The sequence below is a fragment of the Terrabacter lapilli genome (genome assembly GCF_039531305.1).
GTDB lineage: Bacteria > Actinomycetota > Actinomycetes > Actinomycetales > Dermatophilaceae > Terrabacter > Terrabacter lapilli.
In genome coordinates, this window is the sequence record NZ_BAAAPU010000008.1 from 176488 (window position 1) to 200514 (window position 24027).

Consider the following 24027-nt stretch of genomic DNA (forward strand, 5'->3'; position numbering starts at 1 on the left):
AACGCGGATCTGAAGATTCGAAAAAGGCCCGTGGAAGGACCCTCCTTGGCTGCCTCGCGTACTGCGACGAACATGTCCACCGCACAGACCCCTTCGGGGCGTCTGTCCTTCGCGAAGATTCGCGAACCACTCGAGGTCCCCGACCTCCTGGCCCTTCAGACGGAGAGCTTCGACTGGCTGCTCGGCAACGAGCGCTGGCAGGCTCGCGTCGCCGCGGCCAAGGCCGAGGGGCGTACCGACGTCCCCGACCGGTCCGGGCTCGAGGAGATCTTCGAGGAGATCTCCCCGATCGAGGACTTCAGCGGCTCCATGTCGCTGTCGTTCCGCGACCACCGCTTCGAGGAGACCCGCAAGACGATCGAGTCGTGCAAGGAGCGCGACCAGACGTACGACGCACCGCTCTTCGTCACCGCTGAGTTCATGAACGCCCAGACGGGCGAGATCAAGAGCCAGACGGTCTTCATGGGCGACTTCCCGCTCATGACCGAGCGTGGCACCTTCATCATCAACGGCACCGAGCGTGTCGTCGTCTCGCAGCTCGTCCGCAGCCCGGGCGTCTACTTCGAGCGCACGCCCGACAAGACGTCCGACAAGGACATCTACACGGCCAAGATCATCCCGAGCCGCGGTGCCTGGCTCGAGTTCGAGATCGACAAGCGCGACATGGTCGGCGTCCGCGTCGACCGCAAGCGCAAGCAGTCGGTCACCGTGCTCCTCAAGGCCCTCGGCTGGACCGAGGCCCAGATCCTCGAGGAGTTCGGCGAGTTCGAGTCGATGCGCCTGACGCTCGAGAAGGACCACACGCAGGGCCAGGACGACGCGCTGCTCGACATCTACCGCAAGCTGCGCCCGGGCGAGCCGCCGACGAAGGAGGCCGCGCAGACCCTGCTCGACAACCTCTACTTCAACGGCAAGCGCTACGACCTCGCCAAGGTCGGCCGCTACAAGGTCAACAAGAAGCTCGGTCTCGACGCCTCGATCAACGACTCGACCCTGTCGATCGACGACATCGTCAAGACGATCAAGTTCATCGTCACGCTGCACGACGGCCAGGACTCGATGAAGGGCGTCAAGAACGGCGAGGAGATCGACGTCCGCGTCGAGGTCGACGACATCGACCACTTCGGCAACCGTCGCCTCCGCTCCGTCGGCGAGCTGATCCAGAACCAGGTCCGCACCGGCCTGTCCCGCATGGAGCGCGTCGTCCGCGAGCGCATGACCACGCAGGACGTCGAGGCGATCACCCCGCAGACCCTGATCAACATCCGCCCCGTGGTGGCCTCGATCAAGGAGTTCTTCGGGACCTCGCAGCTGTCCCAGTTCATGGACCAGAACAACCCGCTCGCGGGTCTGACGCACAAGCGTCGCCTGTCCGCGCTCGGCCCGGGTGGTATCTCCCGTGACCGCGCCCAGATGGAGGTCCGCGACGTCCACCCGTCGCACTACGGCCGCATGTGTCCGATCGAGACGCCGGAAGGCCCGAACATCGGCCTCATCGGCTCGCTCGCGTCCTACGGCCGCATCAACGCGTTCGGCTTCATCGAGACGCCGTACCGCAAGGTCGAGGGTGGGCACGTCACCGACGACATCGTCTACCTGTCCGCCGACGAGGAGGACCGCTACGTCGTCGCCCAGGCCAACGCGCCGCTCGACAAGGAGAACAACTTCACCGAGGAGCGCGTGCTCGTGCGCACCAAGGGTGGAGAGGTCGAGCTCGTCCCGGCCGACGAGGTCGACTACATGGACGTCTCGCCGCGCCAGATGGTGTCTGCCGCGACCGCGATGATCCCCTTCCTCGAGCACGACGACGCCAACCGTGCGCTCATGGGCGCCAACATGCAGCGTCAGGCCGTCCCGCTCGTCAAGAGCGAGGCGCCGATCGTCGGCACCGGCATGGAGTTCCGCGCCGCGCTCGATTCGGGCGACGTCGTCCGGGCCGAGAAGGCCGGTGTCGTGCAGGAGGTGTCGGCTGACCTCGTCACCGTCGCCAACGACGACGGCACCTACCAGACGTACCGCATCGCCAAGTTCGCGCGCTCCAACCAGGGCACGAGCTACAACCAGGTCGTCGTCGTCAACGAGGGCGACCGGCTCGAGGCCGGCGGCGTCATCGCCGACGGTCCGGCGACCGACGGTGGCGAGATGGCGCTCGGGCGCAACCTGCTCGTGGCGTTCATGTCGTGGGAGGGCCACAACTACGAGGACGCGATCATCCTCAGCCAGCGCCTGGTCCAGGACGACGTCCTCTCCTCGATCCACATCGAGGAGCACGAGGTCGACGCCCGTGACACCAAGCTCGGCCCCGAGGAGATCACCCGGGACATCCCGAACGTCTCCGAGGAGGTCCTGGCCGACCTCGACGAGCGCGGCATCATCCGCGTCGGCGCCGAGGTCCGCGACGGCGACCTGCTCGTCGGCAAGGTCACGCCCAAGGGCGAGACCGAGCTGACGCCGGAGGAGCGCCTGCTGCGCGCCATCTTCGGTGAGAAGGCCCGCGAGGTCCGCGACACCTCCCTGAAGGTGCCGCACGGCGAGACCGGCACGGTCATCGGCGTCAAGGAGTTCCGCGCCGACCTCGGTGACGACCTGCCGCCGGGCGTCAACCAGCTCGTTCGCGTCTACGTGGCCAACAAGCGCAAGATCACCGACGGTGACAAGCTCGCCGGCCGGCACGGCAACAAGGGCGTCATCTCCAAGATCCTCCCGGTCGAGGACATGCCCTTCCTCGAGGACGGCACCCCGGTCGACGTCGTGCTCAACCCGCACGGTGTGCCGCGTCGTATGAACCTCGGCCAGATCCTCGAGCTGCACCTCGGCTGGGCCGCCTCGCGCGGCTGGAAGATCGAGGGCAACCCGGAGTGGGCCAAGGAGATCGCGCCCGACGCGCACGAGGCCCCTGCGGGCTCGCGCGTGGCGACGCCGGTCTTCGACGGCGCCTCCGAGGACGTGGTCACGGGTCTGCTCGACTCGACGCTCAAGACGCGCGACGGGGTCCGCCTCATCGACGCCTCGGGCAAGACGCGCCTGTTCGACGGCCGCTCCGGCGAGCCGTTCCCCGAGCCGGTGGCCGTCGGCTACATGTACATCCTCAAGCTCCACCACCTCGTCGACGACAAGATCCACGCTCGCTCGACCGGTCCGTACTCGATGATCACCCAGCAGCCGCTCGGCGGTAAGGCCCAGTTCGGTGGCCAGCGCTTCGGTGAGATGGAGGTCTGGGCCCTCGAGGCGTACGGCGCCGCCTACACGCTCCAGGAGCTGCTGACGATCAAGTCGGACGACGTCCCCGGCCGCGTGAAGGTCTACGAGGCCATCGTCAAGGGCGAGAACATCCCCGACTCGGGCATCCCGGAGTCGTTCAAGGTCCTCCTCAAGGAGATGCAGTCGCTGTGTCTCAACGTCGAGGTCCTGAGCAGCGACGGCACCACGATCGAGATGAAGGAGTCCGACGAGGAGGTCTTCCGCGCAGCGGAGGAGCTCGGCATCGACCTGAGCCGGCGCGAGCCGTCCAGCGTCGAAGAGGTCTGAGAAGGCCCCACCCGACGAAGGGGGCGTATGCCGTGAGGCCCGCCTGACGGCATACGCCACCCCCCGTCCCCCGAAACCACTCAGACCAAAGACTCAACGAGAGTTACGAGAGAAGGAACCACGTGCTCGACGTCAACTTCTTTGACGAGCTGCGTATCGGCCTCGCCACCGCCGACTCCATCCGCCAGTGGAGCCACGGTGAGGTCAAGAAGCCCGAGACCATCAACTACCGCACCCTCAAGCCGGAGAAGGAGGGCCTGTTCTGCGAGCGCATCTTCGGCCCGACCCGGGACTGGGAGTGCAACTGCGGCAAGTACAAGCGCGTCCGCTTCAAGGGCATCATCTGTGAGCGCTGTGGCGTCGAGGTCACGCGCGCCAAGGTGCGCCGTGAGCGGATGGGCCACATCGAGCTCGCCGCCCCCGTCACCCACATCTGGTACTTCAAGGGCGTCCCGTCGCGCCTCGGGTACCTGCTCGACCTCGCCCCGAAGGACCTCGAGAAGGTCATCTACTTCGCGGCCTACATGATCACCTCCGTCGACGAGGACCAGCGTCACGCCGACCTGCCGTCGCTCGAGGCGCAGATCCAGGTCGAGAAGAAGGAGATCGAGAACCGCCGCGACGCCGACGTCGAGTCGCGTGCGCAGCTGCTCGAGCGCAACATCGCCGAGCTCGAGGCCGAGGGTGCCAAGGCCGACGCCAAGCGCAAGGTCCGCGACCAGGCCGAGCGCGAGATGAACAACATCCGCAAGCGTGCCGACCAGCAGGTCGAGCGCCTCGAGCAGGTCTGGGACCGGTTCAAGAACCTCAAGGTCCAGGACCTCGAGGGCGACGAGATCCTCTACCGCGAGATGCGTGACCGCTTCGGTCTGTACTTCGAGGGCGGCATGGGCGCCGCGGCGATCCAGAAGCGCCTCGAGTCCTTCGACCTCGACGCCGAGGCCGAGCTCCTCCAGGAGATCATCGCCACCGGCAAGGGCCAGAAGAAGACCCGCGCCATCAAGCGCCTCAAGGTCGTCAACGCCTTCCAGATGACGACGAACCACCCGTCGGGCATGGTCCTCGACGCGATCCCGGTCATCCCGCCGGACCTGCGCCCGATGGTGCAGCTCGACGGTGGCCGCTTCGCGACCTCGGACCTCAACGACCTCTACCGTCGCGTCATCAACCGCAACAACCGCCTGAAGCGCCTGCTCGACCTCGGTGCCCCCGAGATCATCGTCAACAACGAGAAGCGCATGCTCCAGGAGGCCGTCGACAGCCTCTTCGACAACGGCCGTCGTGGTCGCCCGGTCACGGGTCCCGGCAACCGTCCGCTCAAGTCGCTGTCCGACATGCTCAAGGGCAAGCAGGGCCGGTTCCGCCAGAACCTGCTCGGCAAGCGTGTCGACTACTCCGGCCGTTCGGTCATCGTCGTCGGCCCGCAGCTGAAGCTGCACCAGTGCGGCCTGCCCAAGCAGATGGCGCTCGAGCTGTTCAAGCCGTTCGTGATGAAGCGCCTGGTCGACCTCGACCACGCGCAGAACATCAAGTCGGCCAAGCGCATGGTCGAGCGTGCCCGCCCGGTCGTGTGGGACGTCCTCGAAGAGGTCATCACCGAGCACCCGGTGCTGCTCAACCGCGCACCCACGCTGCACCGTCTCGGCATCCAGGCGTTCGAGCCGCAGCTCGTCGAGGGCAAGGCCATCCAGATCCACCCGCTCGTCTGCTCGGCCTTCAACGCCGACTTCGACGGTGACCAGATGGCCGTCCACGTGCCGCTGTCGGCTGAGGCGCAGGCCGAGGCCCGCATCCTCATGCTCTCGAGCAACAACATCCTGAAGCCGGCCGACGGTCGCCCCGTGACCATGCCGACCCAGGACATGATCACCGGCATCTACCACCTGACCGACGCCGTCGACGGCGGCGGCCCGGGTGCGGGTCGCGCGTTCTCGTCCCCGTCCGAGGCCCGCATGGCTTTCGACCGTGGCGAGATCCTGCTCGGCTCGGCGATCAAGCTGCGCCTGACGGACGCGGTGCCCCCGGCCGGCTACGAGCTGCCCGAGGGTGTCGAGGCCGACGAGCGTGGCCTCGTCCCGAGCCTCACGCTCGAGACGACGCTCGGCCGCGCGATCTTCAACGACACGCTGCCGGTCGACTACCCGTTCGAGAACCGGCCGGTCGACCGCAAGCGCCTGTCGGCGATCGTCAACGACCTCGCGGAGCGCTACTCCAAGGTCCAGGTGGCCGCGTCCCTCGACGCCCTGAAGGAGGCCGGTTTCCACTGGTCCACCCGCTCGGGCTGCACCGTCGCGATCTCCGACGTCACGACGCCGGACAACAAGACGAACATCCTCGAGGGCTACGAGACCAAGGCCGCCAAGGTCCAGACCCAGTACGAGCGAGGCCTCATCACCGACGACGAGCGTCGCCAGGAGCTCGTCGAGATCTGGACGCAGGCGTCCAACCAGGTCGCCAAGGAGATGGAGACCAACTTCCCGCGCACGAACCCCATCTACCGGATGGTGTCCTCGGGTGCTGGTGGTAACTGGTTCCAGATCCGCCAGATCGCCGGTATGCGAGGCCTGATGGCCAACCCGAAGGGCGAGATCATCCCGCGCCCGATCAAGGCGAACTTCCGTGAGGGCCTCACGGTGCTCGAGTTCTTCATCTCGACGCACGGTGCCCGCAAGGGTCTGGCCGACACGGCGCTTCGTACCGCCGACTCGGGCTACCTGACGCGTCGTCTCGTCGACGTGTCGCAGGACGTCATCATCCGTGAGGACGACTGTGGCACCGAGCGTGGCCTCAAGCTGCCGATCGCCCAGGTCAACGAGACCACGGGCACGCGCACGCTGAGCGAGGTCGTCGAGGCCTCGGTCTACGCCCGCACGCTCGCCGAGGACGTCGTCGGCCCCGACGGCACCGTCCTGGCCGAGGCCGGCATCGACCTCGGTGACGTCGTCATCGGCGCGCTCTACGCCGCCGGCGTCGACGAGGTCCGGGTCCGCTCGGTCCTGACCTGCGACAGCAAGGTCGGCACGTGCGCGAAGTGCTACGGCCGTTCGCTGGCGACCGGCAAGCTCGTCGACATCGGTGAGGCCGTCGGCATCATTGCGGCACAGTCGATCGGTGAGCCCGGCACGCAGCTGACGATGCGTACCTTCCACACCGGTGGCGCCGCGGCGGCCGACGACATCACGCAGGGTCTCCCGCGTGTGGTCGAGCTGTTCGAGGCCCGCACCCCCAAGGGTGTGGCCCCGATCGCCGAGGCCACCGGCCGCATCGAGATCGAGGACACCGACAAGGCCCGTCGCATCCTGCTCACGCCCGACGACGGCTCCGAGCAGCACGCGTACCCGGTCAGCAAGCGTTCGCGCCTGCTCGTCGGTGACGGCGACCACGTCGAGGTCGGCACCAAGCTGGTCCAGGGCGCGATCGACCCCAAGCAGGTCCTTCGCATCCTCGGCCCGCGCGCTGCGCAGAAGCACCTGGTGGACGAGGTCCAGCGCGTGTACCGCCAGCAGGGTGTGTCGATCCACGACAAGCACATCGAGGTCATCGTGCGCCAGATGCTGCGTCGCGTGACGATCATCGAGGCCGGCGACGCCGACCTGCTGCCCGGCGAGCTCGCCGAGCGGGGTCGCTTCGAGGACGAGAACCGTCGCGTCATGGCAGAGGGTGGCCGCCCGGCTGCCGGTCGTCCCGAGCTCATGGGCATCACCAAGGCCTCGCTGGCGACCGAGTCGTGGCTGTCGGCCGCGTCCTTCCAGGAGACGACCCGCGTGCTCACGCAGGCCGCCATGGAGGCCAAGTCCGACCCGCTGCTCGGCCTCAAGGAGAACGTCATCCTCGGAAAGCTCATCCCTGCCGGCACGGGCCTGCCCCGCTACCGGAACGTCAAGGTCGAGCCCACCGAGGAGGCCAAGGCCGCGATGTACTCGCTGCCGAGCTACGACGCCTACGACTATGCAGGCTTCGGCTCGGGCACCGGCGAGGCCATCCGCCTCGACGACGAGGCTCTCGGTCTCGACCAGTTCTGACCGGTTCCCGGTGGCCGCGCGAGCGGCCGCCGGTGACCACCACGTATGCCGCCGGGCCGGCTCCCCGACAGGGGAGCCGGCCCTCGGCCTTCTCGGGCCACCTGCCGCCGGAGCGTCGTGACGACGGCCTCGGTAGGGTGGCGGCATGACCGAGCCCACGGCCGCTGCGCCGAACGCGACCGAGCCCGCCTCCCCGGACGTCGAACCCGCTCCCTCGGACGACGAGACCGTCCCGGCGGGTGTGCAGGACGCCGAGAGCGGCCCCGCCCCGACGATCCTCGTGCTCACGGAAGAGGCCCTCAAGCCGGTCGACGTCGACAAGATCGTCACCCTGCACCAGGAGGAGGCCCCGTCCTACCGGGTCCTCGTGCCGGCCGACACCGACCGCAACCTGCTGAGCTCGTTCCTCGACCACCTGAGCCTGTTCGAGATGCGGGAGGCGCTCGACGCGCTCAAGCCCGTCGACCGCGACGAGGCCCACGCCGACGCCAGCACCGCCCTCTCCGAGTCGATGGCGGAGTTCCAGCGGCACAACGTCGTCGTCACCGGCGAGATCACCGGCGACGACCCGATGCCCACCCTCGTCGAGGAGGTGGCCCGGCTCGGCGCCCGCGAGGTCGTCGTCGTGACCGAGCCGCACGCCGTCGAGGACACCTTCCACACCGACTGGGCCTCCAAGGCCCGCGAGACGCTCGGGGTGCCGGTGCTGCACATGTATGCCGGCGACTGGCGCCTGGGCTGACCTGCAGGCACGGCGGCAAACCGGCATACCGCACCAGGGCGGCATTGGCCACTCTTACCGATTTGGTCGGCGTGCCGCGCCCCGGTACGCTTGAACACTGTGTCTGAGACATGTACTCAGGCATGCGCGATGACGGCCTCGGTGCCCTGTTCGACCACCTCCGGTGGGCGTGGCATCACTGCGGTCCAGAGCACCCCTCTCGCCGGGCAACCTTCCTGACCGAACGCCGTGCGGCGGACGTGAGGGAGGGGAGTGCAGGGGAGAGAACCGGTACCGACACACCCGACCTCGGGGGTCGAGGCGCCGAACAGCCAAGGAGCCGTCCTCCGGGACGACCGACAACCACCGTTATGGAGTAACCAGGTTGCCTACCATCAACCAGCTGGTCCGCAAGGGCCGCCAGGACAAGGCCAGCAAGGCCAAGACCCCGGCGCTGAAGGGCTCGCCCCAGCGCCGCGGCGTGTGCACCCGCGTGTACACCACCACCCCCAAGAAGCCGAACTCCGCCCTGCGCAAGGTCGCCCGTGTGCGCCTCAGCTCCGGCATCGAGGTCACGGCCTACATCCCCGGCGTCGGCCACAACCTGCAGGAGCACTCGATCGTGCTCGTGCGTGGCGGTCGTGTGAAGGACCTCCCGGGTGTGCGTTACAAGATCGTCCGCGGCACGCTCGACACCCAGGGTGTCAAGAACCGCAAGCAGGCTCGTAGCCGTTACGGCGCGAAGAAGGAGAAGAGCTGATGCCTCGTAAGGGACCCGCTCCGAAGCGCCCGCTCGTCGTCGACCCGGTCTACTCCAGCCCGCTCGTCACGCAGCTCGTCAACAAGATCCTCCTCGACGGCAAGAAGTCGATCGCCGAGACGATCGTCTACGGCGCCCTCGAGGGCTGCCGCCAGAAGACCGGCACCGACCCCGTCGCCACGCTCAAGCGTGCGCTCGACAACGTCAAGCCGGCCATGGAGGTCAAGAGCCGTCGCGTCGGTGGCGCGACCTACCAGGTGCCGATCGAGGTCAAGCCCAACCGCTCGACCACGCTCGCCCTGCGCTGGCTCGTCGGCTACTCGCGCCAGCGCCGCGAGAAGACGATGACCGAGCGCCTCATGAACGAGATCCTCGACGCGAGCAACGGCCTCGGTGCCGCTGTCAAGCGCCGCGAGGACACCCACAAGATGGCCGAGTCCAACAAGGCCTTCGCGCACTACCGCTGGTGACCAGCGGTCCGGTCGGTATGCCGGGGAGCCCGCTCCACGGCATACCGACCGGGCACGCGCCCGCCCGTCCCTGCGACGAGGCCCGGCGCCCCGAGATTCACTTTCGACGAATGAGACGAGAAACCTGACGTGGCACTCGACGTCCTGACGGACCTCAAGAAGGTCCGCAACATCGGCATCATGGCGCACATCGACGCTGGCAAGACCACGGTGACGGAGCGCATCCTCTTCTACACCGGTGTCAACCGCAAGATCGGTGAGACCCACGACGGTGCGTCGACGACCGACTGGATGGAGCAGGAGAAGGAGCGCGGCATCACGATCACGTCTGCCGCCGTGACCTCCTTCTGGGAGGGCACCCAGATCAACATCATCGACACCCCCGGACACGTGGACTTCACGGTCGAGGTCGAGCGCTCGCTGCGCGTCCTCGACGGTGCCGTCGCCGTGTTCGACGGCAAGGAGGGTGTCGAGCCGCAGTCCGAGACGGTGTGGCGTCAGGCCGACAAGTACGACGTGCCGCGCATCTGCTTCGTCAACAAGATGGACAAGCTCGGCGCCGACTTCTACTTCACCGTGCAGACGATCAAGGACCGCCTCGGTGCGGAGCCCCTCGTCATGCAGCTCCCGATCGGTGCCGAGAACGACTTCGTCGGCGTCATCGACCTCGTCTACAAGCGCGCCCTCGTGTGGCCCGGCGACGCCAAGGGCGACGTGACCATGGGCGCCAAGTACGAGATCCAGGAGATCCCGGCCGACCTGCAGGAGAAGGCCGAGGAGTACCGCATGGCCCTCGTCGAGCGCGTCGCCGAGTCCGACGACGAGCTCATGGAGAAGTACCTCGGCGGCGAGGAGCTCACCGTCGACGAGCTCAAGGCCGGCATCCGCAAGCTGACCGTGAACTCCGAGATCTACCCGGTGTTCTGCGGCTCCGCGTTCAAGAACCGCGGCGTGCAGCCGATGCTCGACGCCGTCGTCGACTACCTCCCGTCGCCGCTCGACGTCCCCCCGATGATCGGCCACAAGCCGGGCAACGAGGAGGTCGAGCTGACCCGTGCGCCCAGCAAGGACGAGCCGTTCTCGGCCCTGGCCTTCAAGGTCGCCGCGCACCCGTTCTTCGGCACGCTGACCTTCATCCGCGTCTACTCCGGGCACGTCTCCGCCGGCACCCAGGTCATCAACTCGACCAAGGGCAAGAAGGAGCGCATCGGCAAGCTCTTCCAGATGCACGCCAACAAGGAGAACCCGGTCGAGGACGCCCAGGCCGGCCACATCTACGCGGCCATCGGCCTCAAGGACACGACGACCGGCGACACGCTGTCGGACGCCAACGACCAGATCGTCCTCGAGTCGATGACCTTCCCCGACCCGGTCATCCAGGTCGCCATCGAGCCCAAGACCAAGGGTGACCAGGAGAAGCTCTCCACGGCCATCCAGAAGCTCTCCGCCGAGGACCCCACCTTCCAGGTGCACCTCGACGAGGACACGGGCCAGACGATCATCGCCGGCATGGGCGAGCTGCACCTCGACATCCTGGTCGACCGCATGAAGCGCGAGTTCAAGGTCGAGGCCAACGTCGGCAAGCCGCAGGTGGCCTACCGTGAGACGATCCGTCGCGCGGTCGAGAAGTACGACTACACCCACAAGAAGCAGACCGGTGGTTCCGGCCAGTTCGCGAAGGTGCAGGTCACCTTCGAGCCCCTGGGCGAGACCGAGGACGGCTCGCTGTACGAGTTCGTCAACGCCGTCACCGGTGGTCGCGTGCCGCGCGAGTACATCCCGTCGGTCGACGCCGGTATCCAGGACGCGATGCAGTACGGCGTGCTCGCCGGCTACCCGCTCGTGGGCATCAAGGCGACGCTCGTCGACGGCGCGTACCACGACGTCGACTCCTCGGAGATGGCGTTCAAGATCGCCGGCTCGATGGTCTTCAAGGAGGCCATCAAGAAGGCGGACCCGGTCCTGCTCGAGCCGATGATGGCCGTCGAGGTCCGTACGCCCGAGGACTACATGGGCGACGTCATCGGTGACATCAACTCCCGCCGTGGCCAGATCCAGGGCATGGAGGACATCAGCGGCGCCAAGGTCGTCAAGGGCCTCGTCCCGCTGTCCGAGATGTTCGGCTACGTCGGCGACCTGCGCTCCAAGACGCAGGGCCGCGCGAGCTTCTCCATGGAGTTCGACTCCTACGCAGAGGTCCCCAAGGCCGTTGCCGAGGAGATCATCAAGAAGACCCGCGGGGAGTGACTGCGGGCCATCCCGTAGTCTCTTCCATCGGAATCCACCCCATCGCGCCACGTCCTGCCCTGGTCGTACGGCGTAACACTAGAAAGTCCTGAGGAGGACCACAGTGGCGAAGGCAAAGTTCGAGCGGACCAAGCCGCACGTCAACATCGGCACCATCGGTCACATCGACCACGGCAAGACGACGCTGACGGCTGCGATTTCCAAGGTTCTGCACGACAAGTACCCGGACCTGAACCCCCAGTTCGCGTTCGAGGACATCGACAAGGCTCCCGAGGAGCGCCAGCGCGGTATCACCATCTCCATCGCGCACATCGAGTACCAGACGGAGGGCCGCCACTACGCCCACGTCGACTGCCCCGGCCACGCTGACTACGTGAAGAACATGATCACGGGTGCGGCCCAGATGGACGGTGCGATCCTCGTGGTCGCCGCCACCGACGGCCCCATGCCGCAGACGAAGGAGCACGTCCTCCTGGCCCGCCAGGTCGGCGTTCCCTACATCGTCGTGGCGCTCAACAAGGCCGACATGGTCGACGACGAGGAGATCCTCGAGCTCGTCGAGATGGAGGTCCGTGAGCTCCTGTCGCAGTACGAGTTCCCGGGTGACGACCTGCCGGTCGTCCAGGTCTCGGCGCTGAAGGCGCTCGAGGGCGACGAGAAGTGGGGCCAGTCGGTCCTCGACCTCATGGACGCCGTCGACACCTCCATCCCGGAGCCCGAGCGTGACATCGACAAGCCGTTCCTCATGCCCGTCGAGGACGTCTTCACGATCACCGGTCGTGGCACGGTCGTCACCGGCCGTATCGAGCGCGGTGTCCTCAAGGTCAACGAGGAGGTCGAGATCGTCGGCATCCACACCGGCCCGCCGGCCAAGACCACCGTCACCGGTGTCGAGATGTTCCGCAAGCTCCTCGACGAGGGTCGCGCCGGTGAGAACGTCGGCCTGCTCCTTCGTGGCACCAAGCGCGAGGACGTCGAGCGCGGCCAGGTCGTCGTCAAGCCCGGCTCGATCACCCCGCACACGGAGTTCGAGGCTCAGGTCTACATCCTGTCCAAGGACGAGGGCGGCCGTCACACGCCGTTCTACGACAACTACCGCCCGCAGTTCTACTTCCGCACCACGGACGTGACGGGTGTCGTCCACCTGCCCGAGGGCACCGAGATGGTCATGCCCGGCGACAACACCGACATGCGCGTCGAGCTGATCCAGCCCATCGCCATGGAGGACGGCCTCAAGTTCGCCATCCGTGAGGGTGGCCGCACGGTCGGCGCCGGTCGCGTCACCAAGATCCTCAAGTGATCTGACGCTGCACCTGCAGCACCAGCAGTACCGGCAGGGCCCGTTCCGCTTCGGCGGGGCGGGCCCTGCCGCATGTTCGCGGGGCCGTTGCGCTGGGCCGTCGCGACGCGCCCGCCGACGCTCGCGGCGTGGAGCGTCGGCGGCCGTATGCGGTCGCGTGGCCTCCCAGCGACACCTGGCCGCCGCCGATGCCGCTCCCGCCGTCAGGCCCCTCGCTCCTTGTCGTATGCGGCTGGCTCCCACCGGCGCGGGCGTGAGGGGTCTTCGGGAACCTGGCCCCCAGAAGTGCGCACGGCCCCGGGACTCGCCTAGGCGCGACGAGGGAGGGGGCGCCAGGACCAGGGGGTGACTTCGTGGAGGACGGTGGCGATCTCCTCGCGTACGAGGTCGGTGTGCGCGACGGTCACGGGCTCGCCTCGGTGAAGGGGCTGCTGGCTCAGGGCGACGTGCAGGGAACGCAGGGTCCGCATCGTGTTGCTCGCCTCGGGCGGGACGGGACCGGGGGAGCCGGAGGCGAAGAGGCGACGGATGTGGTGCAGCCAGTTGGTGGCGGTGGTCTCGTCGACGTCGGGGTGGGTCAGCACCAGGGCCAGGGCGTGGGCGACCCGGTCGTCCTCCTGGTCGCGCCACACGAAGTCGGTCGACGCGACCAGGCGACCCGCGAGGGCGTCGAGCAGGGCGGACGGGTCGGCGACGCCGGCGGCCCCGCAGGTGCCGAAGAAGTCGGCGCCGTGGGCGACGGCGTGGAGCCAGCCCAGCTCTGGGTCGTGGCCGCGCAGGTCCTGCTCCTCGACGTACCACGCGGCCACCGCGGGGACCCAGGCGGCTTCGAAGTCGCCGGCCTGCACGAGCGCGGCGAGGACGAGCGGGGCGAAGGCGCGGGCCTCGATGCGTGCGTGGCGCAGGCGCTCGAGCATGGCGGCGGCCAGCCAGGTGCGGTCGTGCGCTCTCAGGTCAGCGCTGCCCACGAGCTGGACCAGGCCGGCATACGCCCGCTCGTCGCGAACCACCGGGTCGGGGGAGGCGAGGTCGTCGACCAGGTCGCGCAGCGTGTCGGGCATGGCGGCGATCCTCTCACCCGTGCGCGGTCAGTCGAGGAGGGCTGCGGCGCGGCCGACCTGGGCGATGGTGTCGACGGTGATGGGGTCGAGGACGAGCTGGACGTGGACGGCTCCCGCCTCGGCCATGGCGTGGAGGTGCTCGGCGATGGCCGCGGGCTCGCCGTGGACCGGGACGACCGAGGCGGCATACCCGGAGTCGCCCATGACCCGGCCTGCTCCGCCGGGGAACTGGACGTACACGGCGGCGGTGGCGCCGACGTCTCCCGCGTCCCGTCCCGCCGCGGCCGTCGCCGCGTCGACCTTGGCCTTGAGCCGCGCGAACTCGGCGGGGGAGTTGGCGTAGTCGCTCCACCACGTGTTCCAGAGGTCGACGTGCGGCAGCCCGATGCGCATCATCCGCGGGCTCGTCGACCCGAGCATGAGCGGCATCCCACCCGGTCGCACCGGCCCGGGGTCGAGGACGCAGTCGGTGACGTCGTAGTAGCTGCCGTGGGCGTCGGCCCGACCCTCGCGCACGAGGCTGCGGATGATGGCGAACGCCTCCTCGAAGCGGCCGACCCGGTGGTCGAAGGGGAAGCCGTAGGCGGCGTACTCGCGCTCGTTCCAGCCGGCGCCGAGCCCGAGCACGAGCCGTCCACCGGAGATCGCGTCGACGGTGGCAGCCATCTTGGCGAGCATGGCCGGTGCGTGGAAGCTCGTCGACGCGACGAGCGGTCCGAGCTCCACCCGGGTGGTGACGGCGGCGAGCGCGGCCAGGGACGTCCAGGCCTCCCAGGGGCCTCGTGCGACACCACCGGGCAGGTCGTAGAGCAGGTGGTCGCCGAGCCAGACGGAGTCGAGACCGACGTCCTCCGCGGTACGTGCCATCGTCACGAGCTCCGGCCACTCGACCCGGCGCTCGACCTCGGGGAGCTGCACCCCGACCTTCACCGCCCGGCTCACCGGGCATCTCCTCGACTCATCGCCATGTCCCGATCCTGCCGCGTGGACGACAGGTCGAGGGCGGTGGCTCGGCGCGTGTGGCCGATGCGCTGGTCTGCCGAGCCGCCCAGTAGGGTCGGGAGCCATGGCGCACTCGTTCGACACCGAGACCGAAGCCCAGGGCCTGATCGACTACGTCGACGCCTCGCCCACCCCGTTCCACGCGTGCGAGCAGGCGGCGGCGCGGCTCGCGGCGGAGGGCTTCACCGAGGTGGTCGAGGCGCAGGCCTGGCCCACGGAGCCCGGTCGCCACTACCTCGTGCGCGGCGGGTCGCTCATCGCCTGGGACACCACCGGTGCGCACGGTGCCGGCTCGGGCCCGGCGGCCGGCTTCCGGGTCGTGGGGGCGCACACCGACAGCCCCAACCTGCGGATCAAGCCCAACCCCGACCACTCGCGGGTCGGCTGGCAGCTGCTCGGCGTCGAGTCCTACGGCGGCCTGATCCTCAGCTCCTGGCTCGACCGCGACCTCGGCCTGGCCGGCCGCGTCGCCGTCCGCGGGGCCGGCGGGGTGGAGTCGCGCACCTTCCACGGGCGGGAGGCCCTGCTGCGGGTGGCGCAGCTGGCCATCCACCTGGACCGCAGCCAGAACGACGGGCTGACCCTCAACAAGCAGGCCCACATGGAGCCGCTGTGGGGCCTCGGCGACGAGCCCGGCGACTTTGTCGGCTACCTCGCCGAGCAGGTCGGCGTCGACCACGAGGACGTCCTCTCGTGGGACGTCATGACGCACCCGGTGCAGCCGTCGGCGCGGCTGGGCCGCTCCCGCGAGCTGATCGCCGCACCGCGGCTCGACAACCTCGCGACGTCGTATGCCGGGGTGCGGGCCCTGCTCGACGCCGTGGCCACCGAGCCGTCCCACGTGCCGGTGCTCGTGCTGTTCGACCACGAGGAGATCGGCAGCACCTCGGAGCGCGGCGCGACCTCGACGCTGCTCCCGTCGGTGCTCGAGCGCATCGTCGCGGCCGGTGGCGGCACGCGTGACGACTACTGGCGTGCCCTCGCCGCGACGGTCATCGCCTCGGGCGACATGGGGCACGCGACGCACCCCAACTACGCCGAGCGCCACGAGCCGATGCACCAGATCAGCGTCAACGGCGGCCCGGTGCTGAAGGTCAACACCAACCTGCGCTACGCGACCGACTCCGTCGGTGCGGCGGCGTTCCGCCTGGCTTGCGAGCAGGCGGGCGTGCCGATGCAGACCTTCGTCACGCGCAGCGACCTGCCGTGCGGGTCCACCGTCGGCCCGGTCACCTCGTCGCTGACGGGCGCGACGACGGTCGACTTCGGCGCGGCGTTGCTCTCGATGCACAGCACGCGCGAGCTCATGGGCGCCGAGGACCCGGCGATGTATGCCGCCGCGCTGAGCGCCTTCCTCGCGCCGGCCTGAGCGCCCTTGCGGTGGTGGAGTTCCCGCTGGAGAGCGGGGGAGGGCGGATCGCGCAGGTGGCCGACGGCATACGTCCTCGGGCGTTCCCGGACAGACCTGGCACCCCGCCCGGCGGGCGACGCGCCGCTTCTCCGGACGTGTCGGGGCACTCCGCCTCGATTTGATAGTGCGGTGCGGGCTCTGGCACACTGTTCAGGTTGCTTGACGCGCGTCGCTGACCCATGTCGGTGGCGCCGCCCCTTGAGAGCCTCCTGACGGGGACTCGCCCGGACTCCTCTCGGAGGCCCGAGGGAAGCGCAAGCCACCCGGTTCGGCCGGGCAATCCACACGAGAGTGGCACTGAGGCGTGCACCTTTCACCGCGGAGCGGGCGCGACACGCCCGACCTCGGGGGTCGGATGGCCAAGGGAACCGGTAGTCAGAAGCGAGAGAGAGACGTTCATCAGATGGCGGGACAGAAGATCCGCATCCGGCTGAAGTCGTACGACCACGAGGTCATCGACAACTCGGCCCGGAAGATCGTTGACACAGTGACGCGCGCCGGCGCGACCGTGGTGGGCCCGGTCCCGCTGCCGACGGAGAAGAACGTGTTCGTCGTCATCCGGTCGCCCCACAAGTACAAGGACAGCCGCGAGCACTTCGAGATGCGCACGCACAAGCGCCTCATCGACATCATCGACCCGACGCCCAAGGCCGTCGACTCGCTGATGCGTCTCGACCTGCCGGCGGACGTCAACATCGAGATCAAGCTCTGAGGCGGTTGATCATGACTGTTGCAACCACGACCTCCGGCAAGACCATCAAGGGCGTGCTCGGCGAGAAGCTCGGCATGACCCAGGTCTGGGACGCCGACAACAAGCTCGTCCCCGTCACCGTCGTCAAGGCCGGCCCCTGCGTCGTCACGCAGGTGCGCGCCGACGAGACCGACGGCTACTCCGCGGTCCAGATCGCCTTCGGTGCGATCGACCCGCGCAAGGTGAACAAGCCGATGACCGGCCACTTCGAGAAGGCCGGCGTCACGCCGCGCCGTCACCTCGTCGAGCTGCGCACGGCCGACGCCGCCAGCTACGAGCTCGGCCAGGAGATCACGGCCGAGTCCTTCGAGGCGGGCCAGCGCGTCGACGCGACCGGCACGACCAAGGGCAAGGGCTTCGCCGGTGTCATGAAGCGCCACGGCTTCGCCGGCGTCTCCTCCTCGCACGGTGCGCACCGCAACCACCGCAAGCCGGGCTCCATCGGCGGCTGCTCCACCCCGGGCCGTGTCTTCAAGGGCATGCGCATGGCCGGTCGCATGGGTGGCGTTCGCCAGACGACCCAGAACCTCCAGATCCACGCCGTTGACGCCGAGAAGGGTCTGCTGCTCATCAAGGGTGCCGTCCCCGGTCCCCGCGGTGGCATCGTCCTGATCCGCACGGCTGCGAAGGGTGCATGATCCAGATGGCCACGAAGACCCCCAACCTGCCTGCCGAGATCTTCGACGTGCAGACCAACGTCCCGCTGATCCACCAGGTCGTGGTGGCCCAGCTCGCGGCCGCCCGCCAGGGCACTCACTCGACGAAGACGCGCGGTGAGGTCCGCGGCGGTGGCGCCAAGCCGTACCGCCAGAAGGGCACCGGCCGCGCCCGTCAGGGCTCGACCCGCGCACCGCAGTTCGCCGGCGGTGGCACCGTCCACGGCCCGCAGCCGCGTGACTACGCGCAGCGCACCCCCAAGAAGATGAAGGCCGCCGCCCTGCGCGGTGCCCTCTCCGACCGGGCCCGCTTCGACCGCATCCACGTCGTCGACTCCATCGTCTCGGGCGAGGTGCCCTCGGCGAAGGACGCCGCCGCGCTGCTCGCCGGCCTGACCGAGCGCCGCAACCTGCTCGTCGTGCTCGAGCGCGGTGACGAGGTGTCGTTCAAGTCGGTCCGCAACCTGCAGAACGTCCACGTCCTGGTCGCCGACCAGCTCAACACGTACGACGTCCTGTGCGCCGACGACATCGTCTTCACCCAGGCCGCTCTCGACGCGTTCGTCGCCGGCCCCGTGAAGGCCGACAAGGCCGACAAGGAGGCCACCAAGTGAGCATCCACACCAAGGACCCCCGCGACATCCTGATCGCACCGGTCGTCTCCGAGAAGTCCTACGGGCTGCTCGACGAGGGCAAGTACACCTTCATCGTCGACCCCCGTGCGAACAAGACGGAGATCAAGATCGCCATCGAGCAGATCTTCAACGTCAAGGTCGACAAGGTCCACACCCTGAACCGTCAGGGCAAGACCCGTCGCACCCGATTCGGCCTCGGCAAGCGCAAGGACACCAAGCGTGCGATCGTCTCCCTCCGCGAGGGCTCGATCGACATCTTCGGTGCCGGCGCCTGAGATCGACGAAGAACAAGGACTGAGCCAACATGGGTATCCGTAAGTACAAGCCGACCACGCCGGGCCGTCGTGGCTCGTCGGTCGCCGACTTCGTCGAGATCACGCGTTCGACTCCCGAGAAGTCGCTCGTTCGCCCCCTGTCCAAGACGGGTGGCCGCAACAACGCCGGCCGCATCACCACGCGCCACATCGGTGGCGGCCACAAGCGTGCCTACCGCGTCATCGACTTCCGTCGCCACGACAAGGACGGCGTGCCGGCCAAGGTCGCTCACATCGAGTACGACCCCAACCGCACCGCGCGCATCGCGCTCGTCCAGTACGCCGACGGCGAGAAGCGCTACATCCTGGCGCCGAACCGCCTCAAGCAGGGCGACCCGATCGAGAACGGCCCCGCGGCCGACATCAAGCCGGGCAACAGCCTCCCGCTGCGCAACATCCCGGTCGGTACCGTCGTGCACGCGATCGAGCTCAAGCCGGGTGGCGGCGCCAAGATCGCCCGCTCCGCCGGTGCTCGCGTCCAGCTCGTCGCCAAGGACGGCCCCTACGCCCAGCTGCGTATGCCGTCCGGCGAGATCCGCAACGTCGACGCGCGCTGCCGCGCCACCGTCGGCGAGGTGGGCAACGCCGAGCAGAGCAACATCAACTGGGGCAAGGCCGGCCGCATGCGCTGGAAGGGCAAGCGCCCCACCGTCCGTGGTGTCGCCATGAACCCGGTCGACCACCCGCACGGTGGTGGTGAGGGCAAGACGTCCGGTGGACGTCACCCCGTCAGCCCCTGGGGCCAGGCCGAGGGCCGCACCCGCAAGGGACACAAGGAAAGCGACAAGCTCATCGTGCGTCGCCGTCGTACTGGCAAGAAGCGCTGATAAGGAGCCTTTGGAATGCCTCGTAGCCTGAAGAAGGGCCCCTTCATCGACGACCACCTTCAGAAGAAGGTGGACGCCCAGAACGAAGCGGGCACCAAGAACGTCATCAAGACCTGGTCGCGTCGTTCGGTCATCAGCCCGGACATGCTCGGTCACACCTTCGCCGTCCACGACGGCCGCAAGCACGTCCCGGTGTTCGTCACCGAGTCGATGGTCGGCCACAAGCTCGGCGAGTTCGCACCGACCCGCACCTTCAAGGGTCACGTGAAGGACGACAAGAAGGGTCGTCGTCGCTGATGGCCATCGAATCCAAGGAAGAAGTCATGGAAGCCAAGGCTTCGGCGCGGCACGTCCGTGTCAGCCCGCAGAAGGCTCGCCGTGTCGTGGACCTCATCCGCGGCAAGGCCGCCACCGACGCCGTCACGGTGCTCACCTTCGCCCCGCAGTCGGCCTCCGAGCCGGTCAAGAAGGTGCTCGAGAGCGCCATCGCGAACGCCCGCGTCAAGGCCGACCGTGAGTCGGTCGCCTTCGACGAGCGCAACCTGGTCATCTCGGCCGCGTTCGTCGACGAGGGCCCGACGATGAAGCGCTTCCGGCCGCGTGCCCAGGGCCGCGCCGGTCGCATCAACAAGCGCACGAGCCACATCACCGTGGTCGTCACGCAGCCGGAGAACAAGAAGGGAGCCCGCTGATGGGTCAGAAGGTCAACCCCCATGGCTTCCGTCTCGGCATCACGACGGACCACAAGAGCCGCTGGTTCGCCGACTCGACGAAGTCGGGCCAGCGCTACCGCGACTACGTCAAGGAAGATGTCTCGATCCGTCGCCTGATGGAGAAGGGCATGGAGCGCGCCGGCATCGCCAAGGTCGAGATCGAGCGCACCCGTGACCGCGTCCGCGTCGACATCCACACCGCGCGCCCCGGCATCGTCATCGGTCGCCGCGGCGCCGAGGCCGACCGCATCCGCGGCGAGCTCGAGAAGCTGACGGGCAAGCAGGTCCAGCTGAACATCCTCGAGGTCAAGAACCCCGAGGTCGACGCCCAGCTGGTCGCCCAGGGCATCGCCGAGCAGCTCTCGGCGCGTGTGTCCTTCCGTCGCGCCATGCGCAAGGGCATGCAGTCCGCCCAGCGCGCCGGTGCCAAGGGCATCCGCGTGCAGGTCTCCGGCCGCCTCAACGGCGCCGAGATGAGCCGCACCGAGTTCTACCGCGAGGGTCGCGTCCCGCTGCACACCCTGCGTGCGCAGATCGACTACGGCTTCTACGAGGCCCGCACCACCTTCGGTCGCATCGGCGTCAAGGTGTGGATCTACAAGGGCGACATGACGGCCAAGGAGCTCGCTGCCCAGCAGGCCGCCGCCCCGCGCCCGTCGCGTGGCCCGCGCCGTGACGGCGGTGACCGTCCGAACCGCGCCCGTCGTGGTGACCGCAACGAGACCGCCGCTGCCCCGGCAGTGAACGAGACCGCTGCTGCCGAGGCCCCCGCCGCGGCCAGCACCGAGAATGAGCAGGCCTGACCATGTTGATTCCCCGTCGAGTCAAGCACCGCAAGCAGCACCACCCGAACCGCCACGGTGCGGCCAAGGGTGGCACCACGATCGCGTTCGGTGACTACGGCATCCAGGCTCTCGAGCCGGCCTACGTGACCAACCGCCAGATCGAGTCCGCTCGTATCGCGATGACCCGCTACATGAAGCGTGGCGGCAAGGTGTGGATCAACATCTACCCCGACCGTCCGCTCACCAAGAAGCCCGCCGAGACCCGCATGGGTTCCGGTAAGGGTTCCCCCGAGTGGTGGATCGCCAACGTCAAGCCGGGCCGCGTCATGTTCGAGATCTCGGGCGTGGCAGAGCCGGTGGCGCGGGAGGCCATGCGCCTCGCGATGCACAAGCTCCCCATGAAGTGCCGCTTCGTCCAGCGAGAGGGTGGTGACATCTGATGGCAGTCGGAACCAAGGACCTGGCTCCCGAGCAGCTGCGTGGTCTCGACGACACGAAGCTCGCGGACGAGCTGAAGAAGGCCAAGGAAGAGCTGTTCAACCTGCGTTTCCAGTCGGCCACCGGCCAGCTGGACAACCACGGCCGTCTGCGCGCGGTCAAGAAGGACATCGCGCGGATCTACACCGAGATGCGCGAGCGCGAGCTCGGCATCGGCTCGGCCCCCGCCGCCCCCAAGGCGGAGGAGAAGGCCGACAAGAAGGCTGCCAAGGCCGACAAGAAGGCCGAGAAGTCCGAGAAGGCTGACAAGGCCGAGAAGAAGGCCAAGAAGGCTGACGAGGCGCAGGAGGCTGACGCATGAGCGAGCAGGAGCAGGTCGTGAGCGACCAGACGAGTGAGCGCAACTACCGCAAGACCCGCCAGGGCTACGTGGTGAGCGACAAGATGGACAAGACCGTCGTCGTCGAGGTCGAGGACCGCGTCAAGCACGCCCTCTACAGCAAGGTCATCCGCCGCACGAGCAAGGTCAAGGCGCACGACGAGCAGAACGCTGCCGGCGTCGGTGACCGCGTCCTGATCATGGAGACGCGTCCGCTCTCCGCGACGAAGCGCTGGCGTGTCGTCGAGATCCTCGAGAAGGCCAAGTAAGCAACCCACCGGGGGCTCGCCCCCTGTGTGCCCCCCATCCGTTCGGCAAGGCTTCACCCGCTCGGTGAAGAACCAGCACGACGACAGGAGTTAGACAGTGATTCAGCAGGAGTCGCGGCTGCGCGTCGCCGACAACACCGGTGCCAAGGAGCTCCTTTGCATCCGTGTTCTCGGCGGTTCGGGCCGTCGGTACGCCGGCATCGGCGACACCATCGTCGCCACCGTCAAGGACGCGATCCCAGGCGGCAACGTGAAGAAGGGTGACGTCGTCAAGGCCGTCATCGTCCGCACCGTCAAGGAGCGTCGCCGCGCCGACGGTTCCTACATCAAGTTCGACGAGAACGCCGCGGTGATCCTCAAGGCCGACGGCGACCCGCGTGGCACCCGCATCTTCGGCCCGGTGGGTCGTGAGCTGCGCGAGAAGAAGTTCATGAAGATCATCTCTCTCGCGCCGGAGGTGCTGTGAACATGGCGAAGGCAAAGATGAAGATCAAGAAGGGTGACCTCGTCCAGGTCATCTCGGGCCGCAGCCAGAAGAACGGCGGCGACCGTGGCAAGCAGGGCAAGGTCATCGCGGTCTACCCCGAGACCCAGCGCGTGCTCGTCGAGGGCATCAACCGCGTCACCAAGCACGTCAAGGCCGGCGCGACCGCCCGTGGCACCCGCACCGGTGGCCTGACCCACACCGAGGCCGCGATCCACGTGAGCAACGTCGCGATCGTCGACCCGGAGTCGAAGAAGCCGACCCGCGTGAAGACGCGTGTCGAGACCGTCGAGCGCAATGGCCGCCAGAAGGCGGCCCGCGTCCGTGTCGCGGTCAAGTCGGACAAGGACCTCTGAGAATGACCGAAACCATCACCGAGACCACCGCTCCGTCGGGCCGGGTCAAGCCGCGCCTCAAGCAGCGCTACCAGGACGAGATCAAGGGCGCCCTGCAGCAGGAGTTCGGCCACGCCAACGTCATGCAGGTCCCCGGCGTCGTCAAGGTCGTCGTCAACATGGGTGTCGGCGACGCGGCCAAGGACAGCAAGCTCATCGAGGGCGCCGTCCGTGACCTCACCGCCATCACCGGCCAGAAGCCGGTCGTGACCAAGGCCCGCAAGTCCATCGCGCAGTTCAAGCTGCGCGAGGGCATGCCGATCGGTGCGCACACCACGCTGCGCGGCGACCGCATGTGGGAGTTCCTCGACCGTCTCGTGACGATCGCCCTCCCGCGCATCCGCGACTTCCGCGGCCTCTCGCCCAAGCAGTTCGACGGTCGGGGCAACTACACCTTCGGTCTGAACGAGCAGTCGATGTTCCACGAGATCGACCAGGACAAGATCGACCGCGTCCGGGGCATGGACATCACCGTGGTCACCACGGCGACCAACGATGACGAGGGTCGCGCGCTGCTCAAGCAGCTCGGCTTCCCCTTCAAGGAGAACTGACATGGCCAAGACCGCGCTGATCAACAAGGCGAACCGGAAGCCGAAGTTCAAGGTCCGCGCGTACACCCGCTGCCAGAAGTGCGGTCGTCCGCACTCGGTGTACCGCAAGTTCGGCCTCTGCCGCATCTGCCTTCGCGAGATGGCTCACGCGGGCGAGCTGCCGGGCGTGACCAAGAGCTCCTGGTAACGGCTCCCGAGCCGCTGGTAACGCAGTAGCAACCCCAAGACCAACACACCTCTGACACCGTAGGTCGGCCCCACGGCACACGCCGAACGGCACCACTGCCGAAGGTCGAAACCCCGGTGAG

The 24027-nt window shown here is 68.1% G+C and carries 25 protein-coding genes; 23 read left to right on the forward strand and 2 right to left on the reverse strand.

Features of this window, described 5'->3' with window-relative positions; all coding sequences use genetic code 11:
* Positions 1–45: 45 nt before the first annotated feature.
* From rpoB to tuf, 7 genes are all read left to right on the forward strand, one after another.
* Positions 46–3528: a DNA-directed RNA polymerase subunit beta gene (gene rpoB, locus ABD241_RS14550; protein ID WP_425580789.1), complete on the forward strand. Its 3483-nt coding sequence runs from the start codon at positions 46–48 to the stop codon at positions 3526–3528.
* 122 nt (positions 3529–3650) lie between these two features.
* Positions 3651–7550, forward strand: a complete 3900-nt coding sequence (locus tag ABD241_RS14555; RefSeq protein WP_344064024.1) for a DNA-directed RNA polymerase subunit beta' — start codon at positions 3651–3653, stop codon at positions 7548–7550.
* Between the two features lie 145 nt (positions 7551–7695).
* A complete protein-coding gene (locus ABD241_RS14560; protein ID WP_344064027.1) occupies positions 7696–8292 on the forward strand; it encodes a hypothetical protein in 597 nt (198 codons plus the stop codon).
* Positions 8293–8656: 364 nt separating this feature from the next.
* Positions 8657–9031, forward strand: a complete 375-nt coding sequence (rpsL, locus tag ABD241_RS14565) for a 30S ribosomal protein S12 (RefSeq protein ID WP_020143255.1) — start codon at positions 8657–8659, stop codon at positions 9029–9031.
* Positions 9031–9501 (forward strand): 30S ribosomal protein S7, encoded by a 471-nt coding sequence (gene rpsG, locus ABD241_RS14570; RefSeq protein ID WP_030194180.1) that lies wholly within the window; start codon positions 9031–9033, stop codon positions 9499–9501. The genes rpsL and rpsG overlap by 1 nt, the downstream gene beginning before the upstream one ends.
* Before the next feature lie 129 nt (positions 9502–9630).
* Positions 9631–11748, forward strand: coding sequence for an elongation factor G (gene fusA / locus ABD241_RS14575; RefSeq protein WP_344064030.1), 2118 nt, complete (start codon positions 9631–9633; stop codon positions 11746–11748).
* Between the two features lie 103 nt (positions 11749–11851).
* Positions 11852–13048 (forward strand): elongation factor Tu, encoded by a 1197-nt coding sequence (tuf, locus tag ABD241_RS14580; protein ID WP_142181385.1) that lies wholly within the window; start codon positions 11852–11854, stop codon positions 13046–13048.
* Positions 13049–13356: 308 nt separating this feature from the next.
* Here tuf and ABD241_RS14585 read toward each other — a convergent pair whose 3' ends face one another.
* On the reverse strand, positions 13357–14109 hold the full coding sequence (locus tag ABD241_RS14585; protein WP_344064034.1) for a DUF2785 domain-containing protein: 753 nt from the start codon (positions 14107–14109) through the stop codon (positions 13357–13359).
* A gap of 27 nt (positions 14110–14136) precedes the next feature.
* Positions 14137–15051 carry an LLM class flavin-dependent oxidoreductase gene (locus tag ABD241_RS14590; RefSeq protein WP_344064037.1) on the reverse strand — a complete coding sequence of 305 codons (915 nt, stop codon included), beginning with the start codon at positions 15049–15051 and terminating at the stop codon, positions 14137–14139.
* A gap of 124 nt (positions 15052–15175) precedes the next feature.
* On the opposite strand from ABD241_RS14590, the gene ABD241_RS14595 reads away from it, so the two are divergent.
* The 16 genes from ABD241_RS14595 to ABD241_RS14670 all read left to right on the forward strand — a co-directional run bounded on the left by ABD241_RS14595 (position 15176) and on the right by ABD241_RS14670 (position 23906).
* Positions 15176–16480 (forward strand): M18 family aminopeptidase, encoded by a 1305-nt coding sequence (locus ABD241_RS14595; RefSeq protein WP_344064040.1) that lies wholly within the window; start codon positions 15176–15178, stop codon positions 16478–16480.
* A 445-nt stretch (positions 16481–16925) separates the two neighbouring features.
* Positions 16926–17234, forward strand: a complete 309-nt coding sequence (gene rpsJ / locus ABD241_RS14600; RefSeq protein WP_009775966.1) for a 30S ribosomal protein S10 — start codon at positions 16926–16928, stop codon at positions 17232–17234.
* A gap of 11 nt (positions 17235–17245) precedes the next feature.
* Positions 17246–17911: a 50S ribosomal protein L3 gene (gene rplC / locus ABD241_RS14605; RefSeq protein ID WP_185742480.1), complete on the forward strand. Its 666-nt coding sequence runs from the start codon at positions 17246–17248 to the stop codon at positions 17909–17911.
* Positions 17908–18543: a 50S ribosomal protein L4 gene (gene rplD / locus ABD241_RS14610; protein WP_344064046.1), complete on the forward strand. Its 636-nt coding sequence runs from the start codon at positions 17908–17910 to the stop codon at positions 18541–18543. Before rplC ends, rplD begins: the two co-directional genes overlap by 4 nt.
* Positions 18540–18839, forward strand: a complete 300-nt coding sequence (rplW, locus tag ABD241_RS14615) for a 50S ribosomal protein L23 (RefSeq protein ID WP_020143242.1) — start codon at positions 18540–18542, stop codon at positions 18837–18839. The genes rplD and rplW overlap by 4 nt, the downstream gene beginning before the upstream one ends.
* A gap of 29 nt (positions 18840–18868) precedes the next feature.
* Entirely contained in the window at positions 18869–19705 is an 837-nt protein-coding gene (gene rplB, locus ABD241_RS14620) for a 50S ribosomal protein L2 (RefSeq protein WP_142204302.1), read from the forward strand.
* A 15-nt stretch (positions 19706–19720) separates the two neighbouring features.
* The gene (rpsS, locus tag ABD241_RS14625; RefSeq protein WP_026864141.1) at positions 19721–20002 is read left to right on the forward strand and encodes a 30S ribosomal protein S19; all 282 of its coding nucleotides are present in this window, start codon (positions 19721–19723) and stop codon (positions 20000–20002) included.
* Positions 20003–20028: 26 nt separating this feature from the next.
* On the forward strand, positions 20029–20397 hold the full coding sequence (gene rplV, locus ABD241_RS14630; protein WP_142181397.1) for a 50S ribosomal protein L22: 369 nt from the start codon (positions 20029–20031) through the stop codon (positions 20395–20397).
* The gene (gene rpsC, locus ABD241_RS14635; RefSeq protein ID WP_142181399.1) at positions 20397–21221 is read left to right on the forward strand and encodes a 30S ribosomal protein S3; all 825 of its coding nucleotides are present in this window, start codon (positions 20397–20399) and stop codon (positions 21219–21221) included. Before rplV ends, rpsC begins: the two co-directional genes overlap by 1 nt.
* A 2-nt stretch (positions 21222–21223) precedes the next feature.
* The gene (rplP, locus tag ABD241_RS14640) at positions 21224–21643 is read left to right on the forward strand and encodes a 50S ribosomal protein L16 (RefSeq protein WP_020143237.1); all 420 of its coding nucleotides are present in this window, start codon (positions 21224–21226) and stop codon (positions 21641–21643) included.
* Positions 21643–22002, forward strand: a complete 360-nt coding sequence (rpmC, locus tag ABD241_RS14645; RefSeq protein ID WP_142181401.1) for a 50S ribosomal protein L29 — start codon at positions 21643–21645, stop codon at positions 22000–22002. Before rplP ends, rpmC begins: the two co-directional genes overlap by 1 nt.
* Positions 21999–22289, forward strand: a complete 291-nt coding sequence (gene rpsQ, locus ABD241_RS14650; RefSeq protein ID WP_142181403.1) for a 30S ribosomal protein S17 — start codon at positions 21999–22001, stop codon at positions 22287–22289. Before rpmC ends, rpsQ begins: the two co-directional genes overlap by 4 nt.
* A 97-nt stretch (positions 22290–22386) precedes the next feature.
* Complete coding sequence (rplN, locus tag ABD241_RS14655; protein WP_142181405.1) at positions 22387–22755, forward strand: 50S ribosomal protein L14; 369 nt, start codon at positions 22387–22389, stop codon at positions 22753–22755.
* A gap of 2 nt (positions 22756–22757) precedes the next feature.
* Complete coding sequence (rplX, locus tag ABD241_RS14660; protein ID WP_142181407.1) at positions 22758–23129, forward strand: 50S ribosomal protein L24; 372 nt, start codon at positions 22758–22760, stop codon at positions 23127–23129.
* 2 nt (positions 23130–23131) lie between these two features.
* Positions 23132–23719: a 50S ribosomal protein L5 gene (rplE, locus tag ABD241_RS14665; RefSeq protein ID WP_344064054.1), complete on the forward strand. Its 588-nt coding sequence runs from the start codon at positions 23132–23134 to the stop codon at positions 23717–23719.
* A gap of 1 nt (position 23720) precedes the next feature.
* Complete coding sequence (locus ABD241_RS14670; RefSeq protein WP_013493557.1) at positions 23721–23906, forward strand: type Z 30S ribosomal protein S14; 186 nt, start codon at positions 23721–23723, stop codon at positions 23904–23906.
* Positions 23907–24027 lie beyond the last annotated feature (121 nt).